Consider the following 16,077-nt stretch of genomic DNA (forward strand, 5'->3'; position numbering starts at 1 on the left):
CGGCTACTTCTCGTAGTCGTTGGCCGGACGCCAGTCCTTGCCACGGCCCAGGCTCTGCAGGTAGGCCACCAGGGCGTTGAACTCTTCCGGATTGTTCACGATCCAGGGGTAGGGCGGCATGATGGAGCCCTTCACGAGGTCGCGGGGGTTGCGGAAGTGGGTGCGGTGCCACTGGGTGTCGTACTTGCCGCCCACGCGGGCGAGATCGGGGCCCGTGCGCTTGGTGCCGAACATGTGGGGATCGTCGTAGACGAACTCATCGGGCGTGGAGATGGGCGCATCGACCCCGCGCCACCCATAGCGCTTGGTGTCGGCCAGGAGGGTTCGGATCTGCTGGGTGTGGCAGTACCAGCAGCCCTCGCGCACATAGATGGCGCGGCCCTTCTTCTGGAGGTCGTTCAGGGGCACCACCTTGCCGGTCATGCCCTTGGCGGGATCGTGGTTCTCGAAGGGCTTGGCCCAGCTGGTATCCACCAGGGGCGGCACCACCGTGGTGAGAATGCCGCCGATGAAGAACAGGGCGAGGGAGATTCCAATGGCCCAGAGGGCGTTGTTGTCGGCTTTTTTGAACATGATCGCGCTCCTTTCAGCGGCCTAGGCGGCCGCCTCCTCGTTGGCCCCGAGGACGGTGGCCATGATGTTGTAGGCGAACATCACGATGCCGATGAACATCAGGATTCCCGACAGGAAGCGGACGATCCAGATGGGCTTGAGGGCGATGACGGTGTCGATGAAGGGGATGTTCCAGTTGTTCCACTGCCAGCCCTGCCAGAAGCCGCCCAGCCAGAGGGTGGTGAAGAAGCCCAGGCCGCCGATCATCAGCATCCAGTAGCTCCAGTTGGCCAGCACATCGGAATGCAGCGCCTTGTTCCACATGCGGGGCACGGTGTAGTAGGTGCCGGCGATGGCCAGGAAGCTGAAGCAGCCCAGTACGGCCATGTGGGCGTGGCCGGGAATCCAGTCCGTCTTGGAGACGATGGCGTTCACCGTGCGCAGGCTGTGCATGGGCCCCTGGAAACAGGTGAGCAGGTAGAACACGATGCCGGACATGAGGAACTTGAGGGGCACGCTCTCGCGCAGCTGGTGCCACTGGCCCTTCATGGTGGCGAAGAGGTTGTAGACCACGGCCCACACGGGGATGAGCAGCATCACGGAGAAGGCGATGGCGATGGTCTGCAGCCACTGGGAGATGGGCCCGTGGATCATGTGGTGGGCGCCGGTCCAGACATAGACGAAGGCCAGGGACCAGAAGCCCACCATGGACAGCTTGTGGCTGAAGAGGGGCGTGTTCGAGGCACGGGGGATGAAGTAGTAGGCAATGCCCAGGCCGATGGGGGTGAAGATCAGACCCACGGCGTTGTGCACATACATCCAGTTCAGGTTGGCCTGGTTGGTGCCCGTGGTGAACAGGGTGGCGAAGTTGCCCGTCAGATAGACGAAGGCCGTCCACAGCACGCAGCCCATGGTGTACCAGATGGTCACGTACATCGCCTGGTGCTTGCGGGTGGCCACGGTCATGAGGAGGTTCAGGCCGAACATGATCCAGGCCACGACCACCAGGATGTCGAGGTACCAGGGCAGCTCCGCGTATTCCCAGCCCTGGTTCTGGCCCGCCAGCAGGGTGACGACGGCACCCAGGATGATGACGTTCCAGAGCACGGCGGTGGCCACGCCCAGCTTCTCGCTCCAGAGCTTTACGCCGCAGAGCCGAGGAATGATGTAGTAGGCCAGGCCCATGTCGGCGGCCAGCAGCCAGCCGAAGAGCATGCCGTTCACGTGGAGGGGGCGCAGGCGGCCGTAGGTGAGCCAGGACATGGTGCCCATGAGGTCGGGCCACACGAACTTGGCGGCGATGATCACGGCGATGATGCCGACGATGAAGAAATAGGCCACCGAGCTGACCAGGAACCACTTGGCCGTGGAATCGTCGTGGACCAGGGCTCCTTCCGGCGTTTTCGGCGCCTCTGCCTTACTGAACTGGGGCTGCATGCTGGCCTCCCTTCTCTTTCTGGTTGATGCTTCGGATGAAGTTGACGAGGTCGCCCACGTCGTTGTTCGTCAAGCCGTAATCGATCCAGGGCGGCATGGCGGTGCCCTGGACACCGTAGAGGATGGATTCGAAGAGCCGCTTGTCGTCGACGCTGTTCACGAAGAAGCTGTTCCGGAGGTTGCGGGGCTTGGGCAGGATGTCCAGCGAGTTGGGACCCTTGCCGTCGCCCTTCTTGCCATGGCAACCCGCGCAGCGGTTCACGAAGAGTTCTTCGCCGCGGGCCACGGATTCCTTGCCCATGGCGACGGGGTTCTTCTCGGGCACGGCACGGGCCTTCAGTTCGCGGCGGGGTTCCTTGGTAAAGGTGGTCTGGATGTAGCCCAGCACTGCCTTGGCCTGTTCCTCGCTCAGCAGCTTGCCCCAGGCCGGCATGGAGGTGCCTGCCACGCCGTTGCAAACCGAAGCCACCAGGCGGGCTTCAGGCTTGGAGTTCATGAAGCCGTCCTTGGTGAGGTCGCGGGGATAGGGGTCCAGATGCTCGGCAATGGGACCGTGGCCGTCGCCCTTCTCGCCGTGGCAGCGCAGGCAGAGCGCCTTGTAGATGCCCTCGCCGTTGGCGGCCACCGGCGCCCCCTTGAGGGTCACCAGGTAGGCGGTCATGGCCTTGAACTCGTCATCCGTGAAGCGGAAGGCCGGCATGATCGAATCGGGCATGGTGGACTTGGGGTTCTTGAAGTGGTCGTAGATCCAGGTGCCGTCCTTGATGAGGCCTTCCTGGCTGAGATCGGGCGCGATGCCGCCATCCCGGTCGCCCAGCTTGTGGCAGGCGGTGCAGGCGCGATCAATCACCAGCTTCTCGCCCTGCTTGACCATCTCGGAGGCGTTGATCTGCACGGGCTTGATGGTCTGCTGGACCAGTTCGGCGCCACCGGTGAGCTTGACCTTGAAGCGCTGGATCTCGGTCTCGGCGAAGTTGCGCCCCTTGCGGCTCTTGAGGAAGACCACCAGGGCCTTGATGTCCTCATCCTTCAGGTTGAACTTGGGCATGATCGAGGTGGCCAGGATGCTCTTGGGATCGGTGATGCGGCCCCAGAGGTAGTCCAGCTTCCACTTCTTGCCCACATCGGAGAGGTCGGGGCCGATGGTGCCGTCCGAAAGGCCCTCGATGCGGTGGCAGCCGTAACAGTTGGAGCCGAAGAACAGCTCGCGGCCCTTGGTGACCAGCGCCGTGCCAGGGAAGGCAATGTCCGTGTGGCACTGGGCGCAGTTGGCCTGCATGTAGTCCTTGCCCTTGAGTTTCGGGGCGAAGTCCTTCCGCCAGTGAGCCTGGGTGGTGTAGCCCAGCAGGGGATCCGGCCAGTATTCATCGGCACCGTGGGCGTACTCGGGTTCCAGCCCGCGGCCCTGGCCGTCATGGCAGACCGTGCAGCCAAACTCGGAGAACTTGTGGCGCCGTTCCCACTTTCCGTTCTTCTGCACATCGCCCATGGCCGTGGAATAGGGATGGGACTTCAGCGGTTCGGCGTAGGTGGCGAAACGGGGATCGTCCGAGGCGATGTGGCAGGTGGTGCAGCGGTCCACGCGCGTCTCGCCGAAATTGCTGACGACGATCTGCTCGATGCGGGGCTTGCGGTTGGCCAGCGTGGCGCGCTCGGTGTCGGTCTTGGCCAGGGAGCGGGCCTGGTCGAAGTAGGCGTGCTGGTTGCGCTCCCACTGGTGGAAGAACTGGTTGTAGAAGACCACCCCGTGGATGACCAGGATGAAGAAGGTGCCGATGGCGAGTGCCAGTCTCATGTCGCGCTCCTCACCAGGGGGACACGAAGGCCCAGTTGGCCCCGCGGAAGAAGGTTCCGATGATCACGAAGATGATGTTCGCCACCACGAAGGTGATGAAGATCGTGTTCGCCAGCAGCCGCTCCCGGGAGAACCACTTGCCCACGCCCTTGGGGCCGCGATCCAGATAGGGTGCGCCCAGCAGCAGCAGCACGAAGATGGTGGGCACACCAATGCCGCCCCAGAAGGCCGAGTAGCTGACCATTTCCTGCAGGCCCAGGAAGTACCAGGGCGCTTTCGCTGGATTGGGCGGATGCAGGGCGTTGACCGGCTCTTCCAGCGGCGCGTTGAAGAGCAGCGAGAGGATCAGGATGGCCGAGAGCGTCACCACGAAGGTGAACAGCTCGGCCAGGAAGAGGTTGGGCCAGGAGAACACGGTGTTGTCGGGTACCTGCCCGACCTTGGTGAGGGGACCGCGGACGAGGCCCTGGAAACCATAGACCTTCTTGGGCTCCAGCACGGAGGCCTTGGGCGCGGCGCCCTGCTCCATGGGTTCAAGCGTGATCTTGGGATCCGCATCCTCTGGGCGGGAGAGGCCGCCGTCCTTGCGGATGCGCCAGAAGTGGATGGCGATCATGAGCGTGAGGATGGCGGGCAGCACGGCCACGTGCAGCACGTAGAAGCGCAGCAGGGCTTCCTGACCGACGCTGGTGCCGCCCATGAGCAGGAACTGGATGTCCTTGCCCACGATGGGCGCGTAGCCGGCAATGGCGGTGCCCACGGTGATGGCCCAGAAGGCCAGCTGGTCCCAGGGCAGCAGGTAGCCGGTGAAGCTCATGAAGAGGGTGAGCAGGAAGAGGATGACACCCACCACCCAGTTGAACTCGCGGGGCTTCTTGTACGAGCCCGTCAGGAAGACGCGGCACAGGTGCAGGAACACCATGGCGACCATGCCGTGGGCGGACCAGCGGTGCATGTTGCGCAGCAGGGTGCCAAAGGCCACAGAGCCTCGGAGATCGAGCATGCGGTCATAGGCCTGAGTCGTGGAGGGCACGTAGTAGAACATCAGCAGGATGCCCGTCACGATCAGGATCACGAACAGGAAGAATGAAATCAGGCCCAAACCAAAGGTGTAGGTGGGCCGCAGCGAATTCTTGTGCACCTTCACCGGATGGATGTGCAGGAAGAAGTTCGTGAAGCTGGTCGATGACCGTTCCAGATCATTGGACGGCAGCGGATTGCGGAAGATGGAGCTCCACACGTTCTTGGGGAGGCCCATCAGCGCAGCGAGGAGGGAGGATTTGGGCGGGGTGGCGGGGCTCATAGCGTCAGGTAGCTCCCAGGAGTGACTTCGATGTCCTTATCCACTTCGATCTCGCCATTGGGCGCGAGGGTGATCTGGAACCAGGGCAAGGGCCGGGGCGCGGGTCCGCCCGTGACATTGCCGTCCTGATCGAAGCGGGAACCATGGCAGGGGCAGGCGAAACCGGTATCTGCCGCCCCCACCGTGCAACCCAGGTGGGTGCAGGTGATGGAAATGGCCGCGATCTTCGAGCCCTCCCGCACGATGCAGATGCCACGCGGCGCCAGGATGGCGCGGGTGCCAGAGGGGTAATCCTCAGGCTTGCCCACGCTGAAGCGCTGGGGCTGTCCATAGGTGGCCCGCGGCTTGATGAAGACGAAGTTGGATACGGCGCTGAGGCCTGCCGAACCGAACAACCCGGCCCCGGTCAGCCAACCGAGCATCCTCCGGCGGGAGGTCTTGCCCCCATCGGAATCCTCCCCGCTACTTCGCTTGAGATTGACTGCCATCGGCCGTCTCCTGAGTGGGTTTCACCCGTTTCATGTCTTGCTTGCGGTCCTGCGCGTCGGTCCAGAAAACCTGGTATTTGGCATCCTCGATGTTCTTCATCCAGTCGCGCTTGACCGCGAAGATGAAGAGGAACGCGGCCCCAGAGCCCATCGCCAGGCTGGCGGCGATCGCGATCCAGGTGAGTTCCATGGGAGGCCCTTGCAATCGGCGGAGCGGAGCTCCGCGGAGGTGGTGAAAATTGGTCGCCAGTTTTCTTGTCTTGAGGATCTATGGGTCGAGTTTCAATGAATCGGTTTACCAGCAGGTTGGGTGTGACGAGGAGCACAATTTATAAACATTGATATATATAAATTTATATAAAACATCTCTTAAACTAAGCCCTAAAATATGTCCATTATTGGATTCAATTTTTTAATATAAAATATTTATTATCAATACTTAATACACGAATAAATGTATATATATTATGCGTTTCATATACAGTGAACTAAAAAACATATATTGAATAAAAGATGTCATAACGTTTTATTTATATATAAAAATAATTAATCTTATGTAAACACTTAATATCCACCCAACAGCAGCTTTCCTCACCCGTCACAGCTTGACGCCAGATTGGCGGGCGCCGTCCTACACTGGCCGAACCCCCCGGAGCCCACGTGTCCTACCCCCACCTGCTGGCCCCCCTCAATCTTGGGTTCACCATGCTGCGCAACCGCGTGCTCATGGGCTCTATGCACACCAACCTCGAGGAAGCCAAGGATGGGTTCTCGAAGATGGCGGCCTTCTACGCCGAGCGAGCCCGCGGCGGCGTGGGCCTCATGGTCACCGGCGGCATCGCCCCCAACCTGCGAGGGCGGCTCACGCCTTTCGGCGCGCAACTCTCCTGGCCCTGGCAGGTGCCCAAGCACCGGAAGGTGACCGCTGCCGTCCATGCCGCCGGCGGGAAGATCGCCCTGCAAATTCTCCACGGGGGGCGCTACAGCTACCACCCCCTGAGCGTGGCGCCCTCCGCCCTGAAAAGCCCCATTACGCCCTTCAAGCCCCGGGAACTGAGCCCCCGGGCCATCCGCGCCACCATCCGCGACTACGCCCGCTGCGCGGCCCTGGCCCAGCGGGCAGGCTACGACGGCGTGGAGATCATGGGCAGCGAGGGCTATCTCATCAACCAGTTCATCGCCGCCCGCACCAACCGGCGCACGGATGCCTGGGGCGGCAGCTATGACAACCGCATGCGCTTTCCCCTTGAGATCGTGAAGGCGGTCCGCGAAGCCGTGGGGGCGGAATTCATCATCATCTTCCGCCTGTCGATGCTGGATCTGGTGCCCGATGGCAGCACCTGGGAGGAGGTGGTGCAGCTGGCCAAGGCCCTCGAGGCCGCAGGCGTGACGATCCTCAACACCGGCATCGGCTGGCACGAGGCCCGGGTCCCCACCATCGGCGCCATGGTGCCCCGGGGCGCCTACGCCTGGGTGACGAGGAAACTCAAGGGCGAAGTGGGCATCCCCCTCATCACCACCAACCGCATCAATGCCCCCGAGGTGGCGGAGGAAATCCTCGCCGACGGCTGCGCCGACATGGTGAGCATGGCGCGGCCCCTGTTGGCCGATCCCGACTTCGTGAACAAGGCCGCCGAGGGCCGCGCCCTCGACATCAACACCTGCATCGCCTGCAACCAGGCCTGCCTCGATCATGTCTTCCAGCAGAAGCGCGCAACCTGCCTGGTGAACCCCCGCGCCTGCTTCGAGACAGAGCTGGTCTTCGAGCCCGTCATCGCCCCCAAGCGCCTGGCCGTGGTGGGCGGCGGGGCCGCGGGCCTGAGCTTCGCCTGCCACGCCGCCGAGCGCGGCCATGTGGTCACCCTTTTCGAGGCGGCCTCGGAACTGGGTGGTCAGCTCAACCTGGCCAAGCGAGTGCCCGGGAAGGAGGAGTTCTTCGAGACGCTCCGTTATTTCGGGCGGCGCCTGGCCACCGCCGGCGTGACCCTGCGCCTGGGCGAGCAGGCCACACCTGACGTTCTGCGCGAATTCGAGGAGGTCATCCTCGCCACGGGCGTGAAGGCCCGCATCCCCGCCATTCCGGGCATCGACCATCCGAAGGTCATCAGCTACCCGGATCTGCTCTCAGGGCGAAAGGTCGCCGGACAGACGGTCGCCATCATCGGCGCCGGGGGCATTGGCTTCGACGTGGCGGAATTCCTCGTGCACGAGCCACACAAACCAGAGGTGCAGGGTTACCTCGACCTCTGGGGTGTTGATGGTGCCCATGCCCACCGCGGTGGGCTTCTCCCGGCCCCACGGCCCGGGGAACCGCGCCGCAAGGTGTTCCTTCTCCAACGCAAAACCGACCGCATGGGAGCCGACCTGGGGAAGACCACGGGATGGATCCACCGCGCCATCCTCAAGGCCATGAAGGTGAAGATGCAGGGCGGCATCGCCTACGAACGCATCGACGATGAAGGCCTCTGGATCCGCGATGGCAAGGACGCCGGCTCGAAGTGCCTGGCCGTGGATAGCATCATCCTTTGCGCAGGCCAGGTTTCTGAACGCAGCCTGGCGGAGCCCCTGGAAGCCCTGGGGAAACCCGTGCACTTCATCGGCGGCGCGGATGTCGCGGCCGAACTGGACGCCCAGCGGGCCATCCGCCAGGGCGCCGAGCTGGCCGCGAGAATCTGACGTGCAGCCCTACTTCACCCGCTTCCCGGGCATCTTCCTGCCCCCCTGGGTGAGGATCAGCGATTCGGCCTTGCCATCCGGACCTTTGACGAAATCCAGCTGAGCCTCCACCACCTTCAGGAAGTAGTGGGTGTCCGACTCGGCGAAAATCTCCAGGGGCCCCTGGCCAGTGGCCTGGGCAAAGAAACGACCGCCCTCCTGCCACACCCGGATCTCGAAGGAGGGCGCCAGCTGGTAGGTTCCCGCCAGCGCCTCAAACCGGGTGGCATCGACCTTGGCCACGGGACCTGCCTCGGCGACCACCTTCTTCGCGAGATCCCCCTCGGGTTCGCCCTCAGCCTGACGCCGAACCCCGAGCACCTCGTTGCCGGACAGCTCGAAGCGCAAGCGCAGATCGGTGCCCTTGAGCTGGAAGGTCAGCTCCGTGAGGGGAATCAGGTCCACGGCCTCGCCACCGGCCGCCTGGCTGGTGAGGCGCCCCTTGTCGAAGCCGATGGTCCGCTGGAACCCCTCGTGCTGGTAGGTTCCAGCCAACCGGGCCAGCTTCTCCGGGGCCACGGGGATCGCCGTGGGCTCCACGATGGGCGTGCCCGCCGCCAGGGCCAGCAGGCGGCGGCTGAGGTATTCAGGATTCACCTTGGGGCCATCCGTGTTGCAGAGCACCACCGCCACCGCGCGGGTCGCGGGGTCCGCCTCCAGGAAGCACACATAGCCGTTGATCCCGCCGCCGTGGCCCACCAGGCGATGGCCCTGGGATTGGCGGAAGGAAAGACCGAAGCCATAGGGATGTTCCTTGCCGTCGGTTGTCTTCACGGGTGTGGTCATGAGCTTCAGGCTTTCAGGCTTCACCACCTTGCCGGCGTGCAGGGCCAGGGTCCACCGGGCCAAGTCCTCCGCGGTGCTCACCAGCGAGCCCGCCGCATAGGGCTGCCCCATGCTCAGGTAGGGCGCCGGCTTGCCATCGGAATAGCCCGGGGCCATGCCGGGGATCAGTTCCGTCTCGGTGCCGTAGCGGGTGTGGGTCAAGCCCAAGGGCCCAAAGAAACGGGCGTTCAAATACTCCGCATAGGATTTGCCGCTGGCCTTCTCAACGATCAGGCCCAGCAGGTAGTACCCGGAGTTGTTGTACTTCCATGTGGTGCCTGGCGCGAAATCCATGGGCTTGGTCCACACCAAGGTCTCCAGCAGTTTCAGGCCCGGCAGATCCTCGCGCATGTGGGCGCCGTATTCAGGGCCATTCGTGTAGCTGGGGATGCCGCTGGTGTGGGTGAGCAGCTGCTGCACAGTCACCGGGCGCCACGCCTCTGGAAGCCCGTCCAGATACCGGGACACAGGGGCATCCAGGGCAACTTTCCCATCCTCGACCAGAGTCATGATCGCGGCGGCTGTGAACTGCTTGGTGACCGAGCCGATGCGGTAGACCAGGGCGGGATCGTTGGGCACCTTCAATTCGAGGCTCGCCAGCCCAAAACCCTTGGCATAGAGCTTTTTCCCATCTTTCATCACCAGCACCGAGGCCCCCGCCTCGTCTGCCTTGAAGTGGGGCGACAGCAGTGAATCAAAGGCAGCGGTGGAAGGCTGCTCCGCCATCCGGACCGGAACCTCCTTGGCCATGAGCGGGAGGGGGTTTCCCGTCAAAAGGGTCAGCAACGTGGATGCAACCAGCGCAGGGATCAGGGGCCGTTTGGACAAACGCATCTCGCACTCCTTGGGGGGTGATCCATCTACGTGGCCATGCGGCCCCAGCTTAGGGGGTTTCTGGCACCCTGGAACCATGCCAACCCCCCGCATCATCTCTGCTACACAGGCCCAGCGCCTGTTCCTGGGCGCCCAGGGCCTGCTGGACAATCCCACGCGGCGGGTGACAGTGGCCTCCCTGCAGACCCTCATCGAGCGTCTGGGCTTTGTTCAGGTGGATACCATCAACGTGGTGGCGCGGGCCCACGACCTGACCCTCTTCAGTCGCCTGGACGGCTACCGGCCCGAGCTGTTGAAGCGCTTGCATGAGGAGAAGCGGAACCTCTTCGAGGGCTTCACCCACGATGCCTCGGTGATTCCCACCGCCTTCTTCCCCCACTGGAAGCCGCGCTTCCTGCGCGACCGCGCGCGCATCCAGGCCCACGCCTGGTGGCAGCACCACTTTCGGGAGACCGACGGCGACCAGGTGGTGCGGGATGTGAAGGCCCGCATCGAGAAGGAGGGCCCACTGAAGTCCTCGGACTTCGAACATCCAGAGAAACGCGGCCCCTGGTGGGGCTGGAAGCCCCAGAAGGCGGCCCTGGATTTCCTGTGGCGCAGCGGCGAACTGATGATTCCCCGCCGCGAGGGATTCCAGAAGCTCTACGACCTCACCGAGCGCGTGCTCCCAGATCACCATGCCCTGCCCTGCCCGGAGCCCTCGGAGCATCTGGCCTGGGCCTGCGGCGAAGCCGCGGAACGCCTCTGGGTCTTCACCCCCAAGGAACTATCCGAGTTCTGGAACAGCATCGAGGCCGTAGAGGCCAAGGGCTGGTGCGCCTCAGCCCTGAAGGCGGGACATCTCGTGGCCGTGGAAGTGGAAGACACCGAGGGTCAGACTCGCCCCGCCTTCGCTCTGGCGGACTGGGAAACGCGTCTGGCCAAACTGCCTGAACCGCCGGAACGCACCCGCCTGCTCTGCCCCTTCGACCCCATCCTGCGGGACCGCACCCGTGCACTGCGTCGCTTCGGCTTCGACTACCGGTTCGAGGCCTTCGTGCCCGAACCCAAGCGCCAGTACGGCTACTTCGTGCTGCCCATCCTCGAAGGTGATCGGCTGGTGGGCCGCCTGGATCCCAAGCTGCACCGGGACCGCGGCCTGCTGGAGATCAAGGGCCTCTGGTGGGAGCCCGGCATCCGCCCCACCAAGGCCCGGAAACGTGCCCTGGACGAGGCTTTGCAGCGATTGGCCGGCTTCGTGGGGGCTGAGGACATCCAGTTGCCCGCCTGACCGCGCTATCCTGGGCCCCATGTCTGCGTCGAAGAATCCCCTTCTGAACCGCCTGCACAGTGCCCAGGGGCTGTCCCCCAGCCAGCGGCAGATCGCGGACTGCCTCATCGCCAACATGAACGAGGCGCCGCTCTGGGGCGTGGAGGAGTTGGCGGACAAATCCCAGACCTGCGTGGCCACGGTGGTGCGCTTCGCCAAGAAGCTGGAGTATTCCGGCTACCTGGAGATGCGCAAAGCCATGGTCAGCGCCGCCAAGAAGCACTATGGCCGCGGCGAGCAGCTGCTGCAGGCGCCGGTGCGCGCTTCGGCCACCCTGCTGGAAGTGGCGCGGCGGGATATGCGCAACATTGAAACGCTGGTGCAGGCGGTCAACGAAGACCTGCTTCAGAAAGTGGTCAAGCAGTTGAAGGGTGCGAGGCTGCGCCTGGCCATCGGCGACGGCGTGTCGGCCCTCATGGCGCGGCAGCTGGCCTACCTCCTCATCAACACCGGCCTGCCTGTGATGGAAGGCAACCCCGCCGACTTCGCCACCCAGGTGGGCATGCTGGACAGCAAGGATCTGCTCATCGCCTTCAGCATCAATCCCTACACGCAGGAAACGCTGGACGCCGCCGCCTACGCCCGCAAGCGGGGTGTGCCCGTGCTGGCCTTCACCGACACCCTGAACTCGCCCCTGGCCAAATCCGCCACCCTGACGCTGCCCATCCCCGGCGAGAACCTGCTCTTCTCCCACAGCGTCACGGCTTTTGGCGTGCTGGCCCATGCCATTGCCACCTCCATCGCCAGCCAGGCCCCCCAGGTGGCCCTGAACAAGCTGCGCGAGGTGGAGCGCGTGGCGCGCCAGAAATTCGCGCGGACATAGGCCCTGCTGCAATCGACGAGAGCCTTTCATTGAAAGGCTTTTTGAGTTCTATGAACATTGATGAAAAAAAACTTGACTCGCTTTTGACAGAAGCATTACTTTTTGGTCACCAATTTCAATAACCCCTTTCGGAGGCGTGATGGCTAGAAACACTGGCAATTCCAGATTCAGTGCGCTCGCGCTGGCGCTCGTGGCGGCCCCGGCGGTCTTGATGGCGCAGAGCAGCACGACCTCCGCCCTGACTGGCGTGGTGAAGGACCCCAAGGGCAAGCCGCTTGCCGATGCAAAGATCAGCGCCACCTCTGAGAGCCTCATTGGCGGGGCTCGCGTGGTGGTCAGCGGATCCCAGGGTGCGTTTCGCATCTCGGCGCTGCCGCCAGGGAATTATGTCATCACGGTTGAAGCCGCTGGCTATCCGACCATCAAGCAGACGGTCCAACTCAGCCTTGGCTCAACTTCCAACCTGCCCATCCAGTTGCAGGCTCAGGCCTCTGCCACGGTGGAAGTGATTGACCGCTCCAATGCCGTCGAGCCCACTCCCACTGGACTCGGCAAGGCCTATTCCCTGGATGAACTGGAGTCGCTGCCTTACAAGCGGGATCTGAGTTCCATCGCAGACCTGACCCCTGGTGTGAATGGCGGCATCGCCTGGGGCGGTGACCGACGCAATGCGAACGCCTACCTCCTTGATGGCATGAACATCGGCGACCCGAGCACTGGCACTCCGTGGATCTACTCCAATCCTGAATGGTTCCAGGAAGTCCAGGTGGGCGGCATCGGGGCCTCGGCCGAGTTCGGCGGATTCACAGGTGGTTTCATCAACGCGATCATCAAGCGGGGCAGCAACAAAACCGAGGGTGCCTTCAACAGCTATTACAACACCTCGGACTGGCAGGCCAAGACCAGCAACCGCGCACCAGGCATTGACCGAACGGTTCAGAAGGCCCACAGCTCTGACCTCTCCCTGAGTGTGGGGGGACCGATCATCAAGGACAAACTCTGGTATTTCGTGTCGGCAGAACAAATCGTCGACCAGCAGACCCCCATTGGTGCCCCGGTGCCCGTGGAACTCACCAACCCTCGATACCTCCTGAAAGTCACCTGGCAGGCCACCCCCAACGGGACCCTGGAGGCCTTTGGAGAATACGACAAGGTGTCCAGAGAGCACCGCGGCATCAGCAACCAGACCTCCATTGAGGCTTCCTGGAGGCAGGAGGCCCCCAACCACAGTTACGGCCTCACCTGGACCCAAGTCTTCGGTTCTTCGGCCGTCCTGACTTTGCGGGCGACCTCCTTTGGCGGTCGAGATGACGCGCTTGCCTATCACGGGGAAAACCCCTCGCTCTACATCGCCTCAGGCTACAACCCCAATGACCCATCCAGTTCCACGGGACTCCTCTACACCTTCAACAACACCTATACCGTCGACAGCGTTTACAAGTCCCGCGGCAGCATCGCCGCCACCCTCGACCTCTTCAAGACTGGCCTATTTAGTTCCACTGATGCCCATGCATTCAAGTTTGGCATCGAGCGCGAGCAGTCGGGTGATGAGGAGCTGGAGCGCTTCCCCGGCGGCGTCAGTTACAACGCAGACTCAGATTCCGGAGGAGTCTACACCGACTTCGTCCAGGTGGGCGGCGGCTACAACATCCGCGCTCGCATGGACCGGCTGGCCGCCTTCGCCCAGGACTCCTGGACGGTCAACAACAGGCTCACCCTTCGTCCGGGCCTGCGCTTCGAGCAATTCAAGGGCCGGGGCTATGGCGGTTCCAGCTCCATCTGGAACACCAGCACATTGGCTCCTCGGTTTGGCCTGACGTTCGCCCTCACCGAGGATCAGAGAAGCCTCCTGAAAGCCAGTTGGGGACGCTTCTTCGACGGCGTGGGTACAGCCTATTTCGACCGCGCCATCCCTGGAGCCTATAGGCCTGAAACCCGGCATACCTGGGGCAGCAACGACTACTTCACCGATTTCAACCACCTCTCGGCGATTCCTTACAATCCCGTTCCCTACACCACCATCAGTGATGTGACCGCCATCGATCCCAACATCAAGCACCCATACATGGACGAGGCGACGCTATCCATCGAACAGAAGCTAGGCGACCTCTGGTCCATGACATTCACAGCCGTGCACAGGCAGTCGAAGGACCTCATCATCCGCGTGAACCGGGCGCTCCGCGAGGATACAGATCCGGCCAATAGCCTGGATGCCTACAACCTGATCACTGGAAAGGTCATGCACCTCTTCAATGCGCTGGACGACGCGCAGGACTACTACATCACCAACAGCGACAAGGCGAAGCGCGCCTACCAAGCGCTCAGCCTCAGCGCAGAGCGCCGCTACGCGGACCATTGGAGTCTGTTCACCAGCTACACTCGCGCCATGCGGCACGGCAATCTGAACCGATCGAACGGGTACGACGATGCGTTCGCGAGCCCGAACTCTCAGATCAACTTCGACGGGCCCCTCCCCTATTTCAGCGATGACGAAATCAAAGTCCGTTTCTCATACGAAACGCCTTGGAAGACTCGTTTGAGCGCCAGCTTCACCTACCTTTCGGGTGAACATTGGACCCCCACCATCAGCACTTTCCGAGACAACAACTCCTCTCGCTGGAGCATCCTCGCCCAGCCCAGGGGGTCAGAACGATATCCCGCCCGCCGTCTTCTGGATCTCCGGGCAAGCCAGATGATCGTGAAGAACAAGGGACTGAGTGCTGAGATATTCCTCGATATTTTCAACGCCCTGAACTCGGGCTCCGCCCTGGGTTGGAACACCCGCGTCAATGCGGTCCGCACCGATTCGGCCACCGCAACCGGCGCCAACGACATCTACAGCGACTACAAGAGCCCCACCAGCGCCGAAACGCCCCGGAACCTCCGTCTCGGGTTGAGAGTCACGTTCTAGCGTCAGTCGACTTCACCAGCAGGGCACCCACGGGCCGAATTGTCGGCCCGTGGATGTGCCAAGCTCCGCCTGAAAGGCCTTCCATGCAGCGGCTTCTTGTGGGCGTAGCCCTTCTTTTCACATCCATGTTCGCAGCTTCCCAGATACCCCCCAAAGGCACCCTGGTCATCGTGGGCGGCGGAGGATTCCCTGCGGATGTTCAGGCGGCCTTCTTCCAGGCCTGCGGCGGACGCGGCGGTGTGGTGGGCATCATCCCCACGTCCACCAGCGATCCCGAAGGGGCGCTCAAGGAGTGGAAGGCTGATCTCGACCAGGTGGGCATGGTCTGTGTGCCCTTGGATGTGAGACGCCGCGAAGACGCCTCCAACCCCGAGCTGCTGAAAGCGGCGGCGCGATGCACCGGGTTCTGGTTTTCGGGGGGAGACCAGAACCTGGTGGGGGACAAGATCGTGGGCACACCGTTGCAGAAGCTCATCCTTGATCGCTATGCCGCAGGCGCGGGCGTGGGAGGCACCAGTGCGGGCGCAGCCATCATGTCCAAGGTGATGCTCACCGGCGACGACCGCCACGGCAAGGAAGCCCTCTCTGAATTCGGCCCAGGCGCCTACCAGACCCGCGAAGGCATGGGCTTCCTGCCCGCGGGCGTGGTGATCGATCAGCACTTCCTGCGGCGTGGCCGGGAGAACCGCCTCTTCAGCGTCCTGATGGAACGCCCGGACCACCTGGGCCTGGGCATCGACGAAGCCACCGCCCTGGTGGTGAAAGATGGCCGGGCCACGGTGGTGGGGCAGCGCTCCGTCATGGTCTTCGATCCGGCGGGCATGGCGCTCAAGGGCGAGACCTTCCGCGACCTCCGCATCCACCTGCTGAAGACCGGCCAGTCCATCGATCTGGCCACCCGCAAGATCAGCCAGCCATGAAGGCCTGGGCGGGCCTGAGGTGCCCTTCCCACTCCTCCCTGCTTTGTCCCTGGTGTTCTCTGCAGAAGGCCGTCAGATCAATCCGCGTTGGTCGATCCCGTGGACTGGCCCTGACCTTTGCCTCCGCGGTCGGTTTCGCGGCGGGCCCGAAGGTCCCCTTCCCGG

At 63.1% G+C, this 16,077-nt stretch carries 12 protein-coding genes; 5 read left to right on the forward strand and 7 right to left on the reverse strand.

The annotated features are described in order from the left end of the window. Positions 1–3 precede the first annotated feature (3 nt). Genes Q9293_RS13970 through Q9293_RS13995 form a run of 6 tightly spaced genes read right to left on the reverse strand, consistent with a single transcriptional unit; the run spans position 4 to position 5,765 of the window. On the reverse strand, positions 4–573 hold the full coding sequence (locus tag Q9293_RS13970) for a cbb3-type cytochrome c oxidase subunit II (protein WP_306247538.1): 570 nt from the start codon (positions 571–573) through the stop codon (positions 4–6). Between the two features lie 21 nt (positions 574–594). After that, the gene (locus tag Q9293_RS13975) at positions 595–1,989 is read right to left on the reverse strand and encodes a cbb3-type cytochrome c oxidase subunit I (protein WP_306247541.1); all 1,395 of its coding nucleotides are present in this window, start codon (positions 1,987–1,989) and stop codon (positions 595–597) included. Then, positions 1,970–3,784, reverse strand: coding sequence for a c-type cytochrome (locus Q9293_RS13980; protein ID WP_306247544.1), 1,815 nt, complete (start codon positions 3,782–3,784; stop codon positions 1,970–1,972). Before Q9293_RS13980 ends, Q9293_RS13975 begins: the two co-directional genes overlap by 20 nt. A gap of 10 nt (positions 3,785–3,794) precedes the next feature. Then, positions 3,795–5,087: a cytochrome b N-terminal domain-containing protein gene (locus Q9293_RS13985; RefSeq protein WP_306247546.1), complete on the reverse strand. Its 1,293-nt coding sequence runs from the start codon at positions 5,085–5,087 to the stop codon at positions 3,795–3,797. After that, positions 5,084–5,509 carry a ubiquinol-cytochrome c reductase iron-sulfur subunit gene (locus Q9293_RS13990; RefSeq protein ID WP_306247548.1) on the reverse strand — a complete coding sequence of 142 codons (426 nt, stop codon included), beginning with the start codon at positions 5,507–5,509 and terminating at the stop codon, positions 5,084–5,086. Before Q9293_RS13990 ends, Q9293_RS13985 begins: the two co-directional genes overlap by 4 nt. A gap of 40 nt (positions 5,510–5,549) precedes the next feature. Continuing rightward, positions 5,550–5,765 carry a hypothetical protein gene (locus tag Q9293_RS13995; protein ID WP_306247550.1) on the reverse strand — a complete coding sequence of 72 codons (216 nt, stop codon included), beginning with the start codon at positions 5,763–5,765 and terminating at the stop codon, positions 5,550–5,552. Between the two features lie 515 nt (positions 5,766–6,280). Here Q9293_RS13995 and Q9293_RS14000 point away from each other — a divergent pair. Next, entirely contained in the window at positions 6,281–8,251 is a 1,971-nt protein-coding gene (locus tag Q9293_RS14000) for an FAD-dependent oxidoreductase (RefSeq protein ID WP_372342218.1), read from the forward strand. Positions 8,252–8,260: 9 nt separating this feature from the next. Here Q9293_RS14000 and Q9293_RS14005 read toward each other — a convergent pair whose 3' ends face one another. Next, complete coding sequence (locus tag Q9293_RS14005; RefSeq protein ID WP_306247552.1) at positions 8,261–9,949, reverse strand: serine hydrolase; 1,689 nt, start codon at positions 9,947–9,949, stop codon at positions 8,261–8,263. A 76-nt stretch (positions 9,950–10,025) separates the two neighbouring features. Between Q9293_RS14005 and Q9293_RS14010 the strand changes: the two genes are divergently transcribed. From Q9293_RS14010 to Q9293_RS14025, 4 genes are all read left to right on the forward strand, one after another. Then, entirely contained in the window at positions 10,026–11,219 is a 1,194-nt protein-coding gene (locus Q9293_RS14010; RefSeq protein ID WP_306247554.1) for a winged helix-turn-helix domain-containing protein, read from the forward strand. A gap of 19 nt (positions 11,220–11,238) precedes the next feature. Beyond that, positions 11,239–12,081 (forward strand): MurR/RpiR family transcriptional regulator, encoded by an 843-nt coding sequence (locus Q9293_RS14015; RefSeq protein WP_306247556.1) that lies wholly within the window; start codon positions 11,239–11,241, stop codon positions 12,079–12,081. A 139-nt stretch (positions 12,082–12,220) separates the two neighbouring features. Further along, a complete protein-coding gene (locus Q9293_RS14020; protein ID WP_306247558.1) occupies positions 12,221–14,992 on the forward strand; it encodes a TonB-dependent receptor in 2,772 nt (923 codons plus the stop codon). 83 nt (positions 14,993–15,075) lie between these two features. After that, on the forward strand, positions 15,076–15,912 hold the full coding sequence (locus tag Q9293_RS14025; protein ID WP_306247560.1) for a cyanophycinase: 837 nt from the start codon (positions 15,076–15,078) through the stop codon (positions 15,910–15,912). Positions 15,913–16,077: the final 165 nt, after the last annotated feature.

This window comes from Geothrix sp. PMB-07 (genome assembly GCF_030758935.1).
Classification (GTDB): domain Bacteria; phylum Acidobacteriota; class Holophagae; order Holophagales; family Holophagaceae; genus Geothrix.

What these genes read in the sequence shown, in the direction of transcription:
- Q9293_RS13970 (WP_306247538.1), bottom strand. Translation starts at nt 573, where the DNA reads ATGTTCAAAAAAGCCGACAACAACGCCCTCTGGGCCATTGGAATCTCC.
- Q9293_RS13975 (WP_306247541.1), bottom strand. Translation starts at nt 1,989, where the DNA reads ATGCAGCCCCAGTTCAGTAAGGCAGAGGCGCCGAAAACGCCGGAAGGA.
- Q9293_RS13980 (WP_306247544.1), bottom strand. Translation starts at nt 3,784, where the DNA reads ATGAGACTGGCACTCGCCATCGGCACCTTCTTCATCCTGGTCATCCAC.
- Q9293_RS13985 (WP_306247546.1), bottom strand. Translation starts at nt 5,087, where the DNA reads ATGAGCCCCGCCACCCCGCCCAAATCCTCCCTCCTCGCTGCGCTGATG.
- Q9293_RS13990 (WP_306247548.1), bottom strand. Translation starts at nt 5,509, where the DNA reads ATGCTCGGTTGGCTGACCGGGGCCGGGTTGTTCGGTTCGGCAGGCCTC.
- Q9293_RS13995 (WP_306247550.1), bottom strand. Translation starts at nt 5,765, where the DNA reads ATGGAACTCACCTGGATCGCGATCGCCGCCAGCCTGGCGATGGGCTCT.
- Q9293_RS14000 (WP_372342218.1), top strand. Translation starts at nt 6,281, where the DNA reads ATGCTGCGCAACCGCGTGCTCATGGGCTCTATGCACACCAACCTCGAG.
- Q9293_RS14005 (WP_306247552.1), bottom strand. Translation starts at nt 9,949, where the DNA reads ATGCGTTTGTCCAAACGGCCCCTGATCCCTGCGCTGGTTGCATCCACG.
- Q9293_RS14010 (WP_306247554.1), top strand. Translation starts at nt 10,026, where the DNA reads ATGCCAACCCCCCGCATCATCTCTGCTACACAGGCCCAGCGCCTGTTC.
- Q9293_RS14015 (WP_306247556.1), top strand. Translation starts at nt 11,239, where the DNA reads ATGTCTGCGTCGAAGAATCCCCTTCTGAACCGCCTGCACAGTGCCCAG.
- Q9293_RS14020 (WP_306247558.1), top strand. Translation starts at nt 12,221, where the DNA reads ATGGCTAGAAACACTGGCAATTCCAGATTCAGTGCGCTCGCGCTGGCG.
- Q9293_RS14025 (WP_306247560.1), top strand. Translation starts at nt 15,076, where the DNA reads ATGCAGCGGCTTCTTGTGGGCGTAGCCCTTCTTTTCACATCCATGTTC.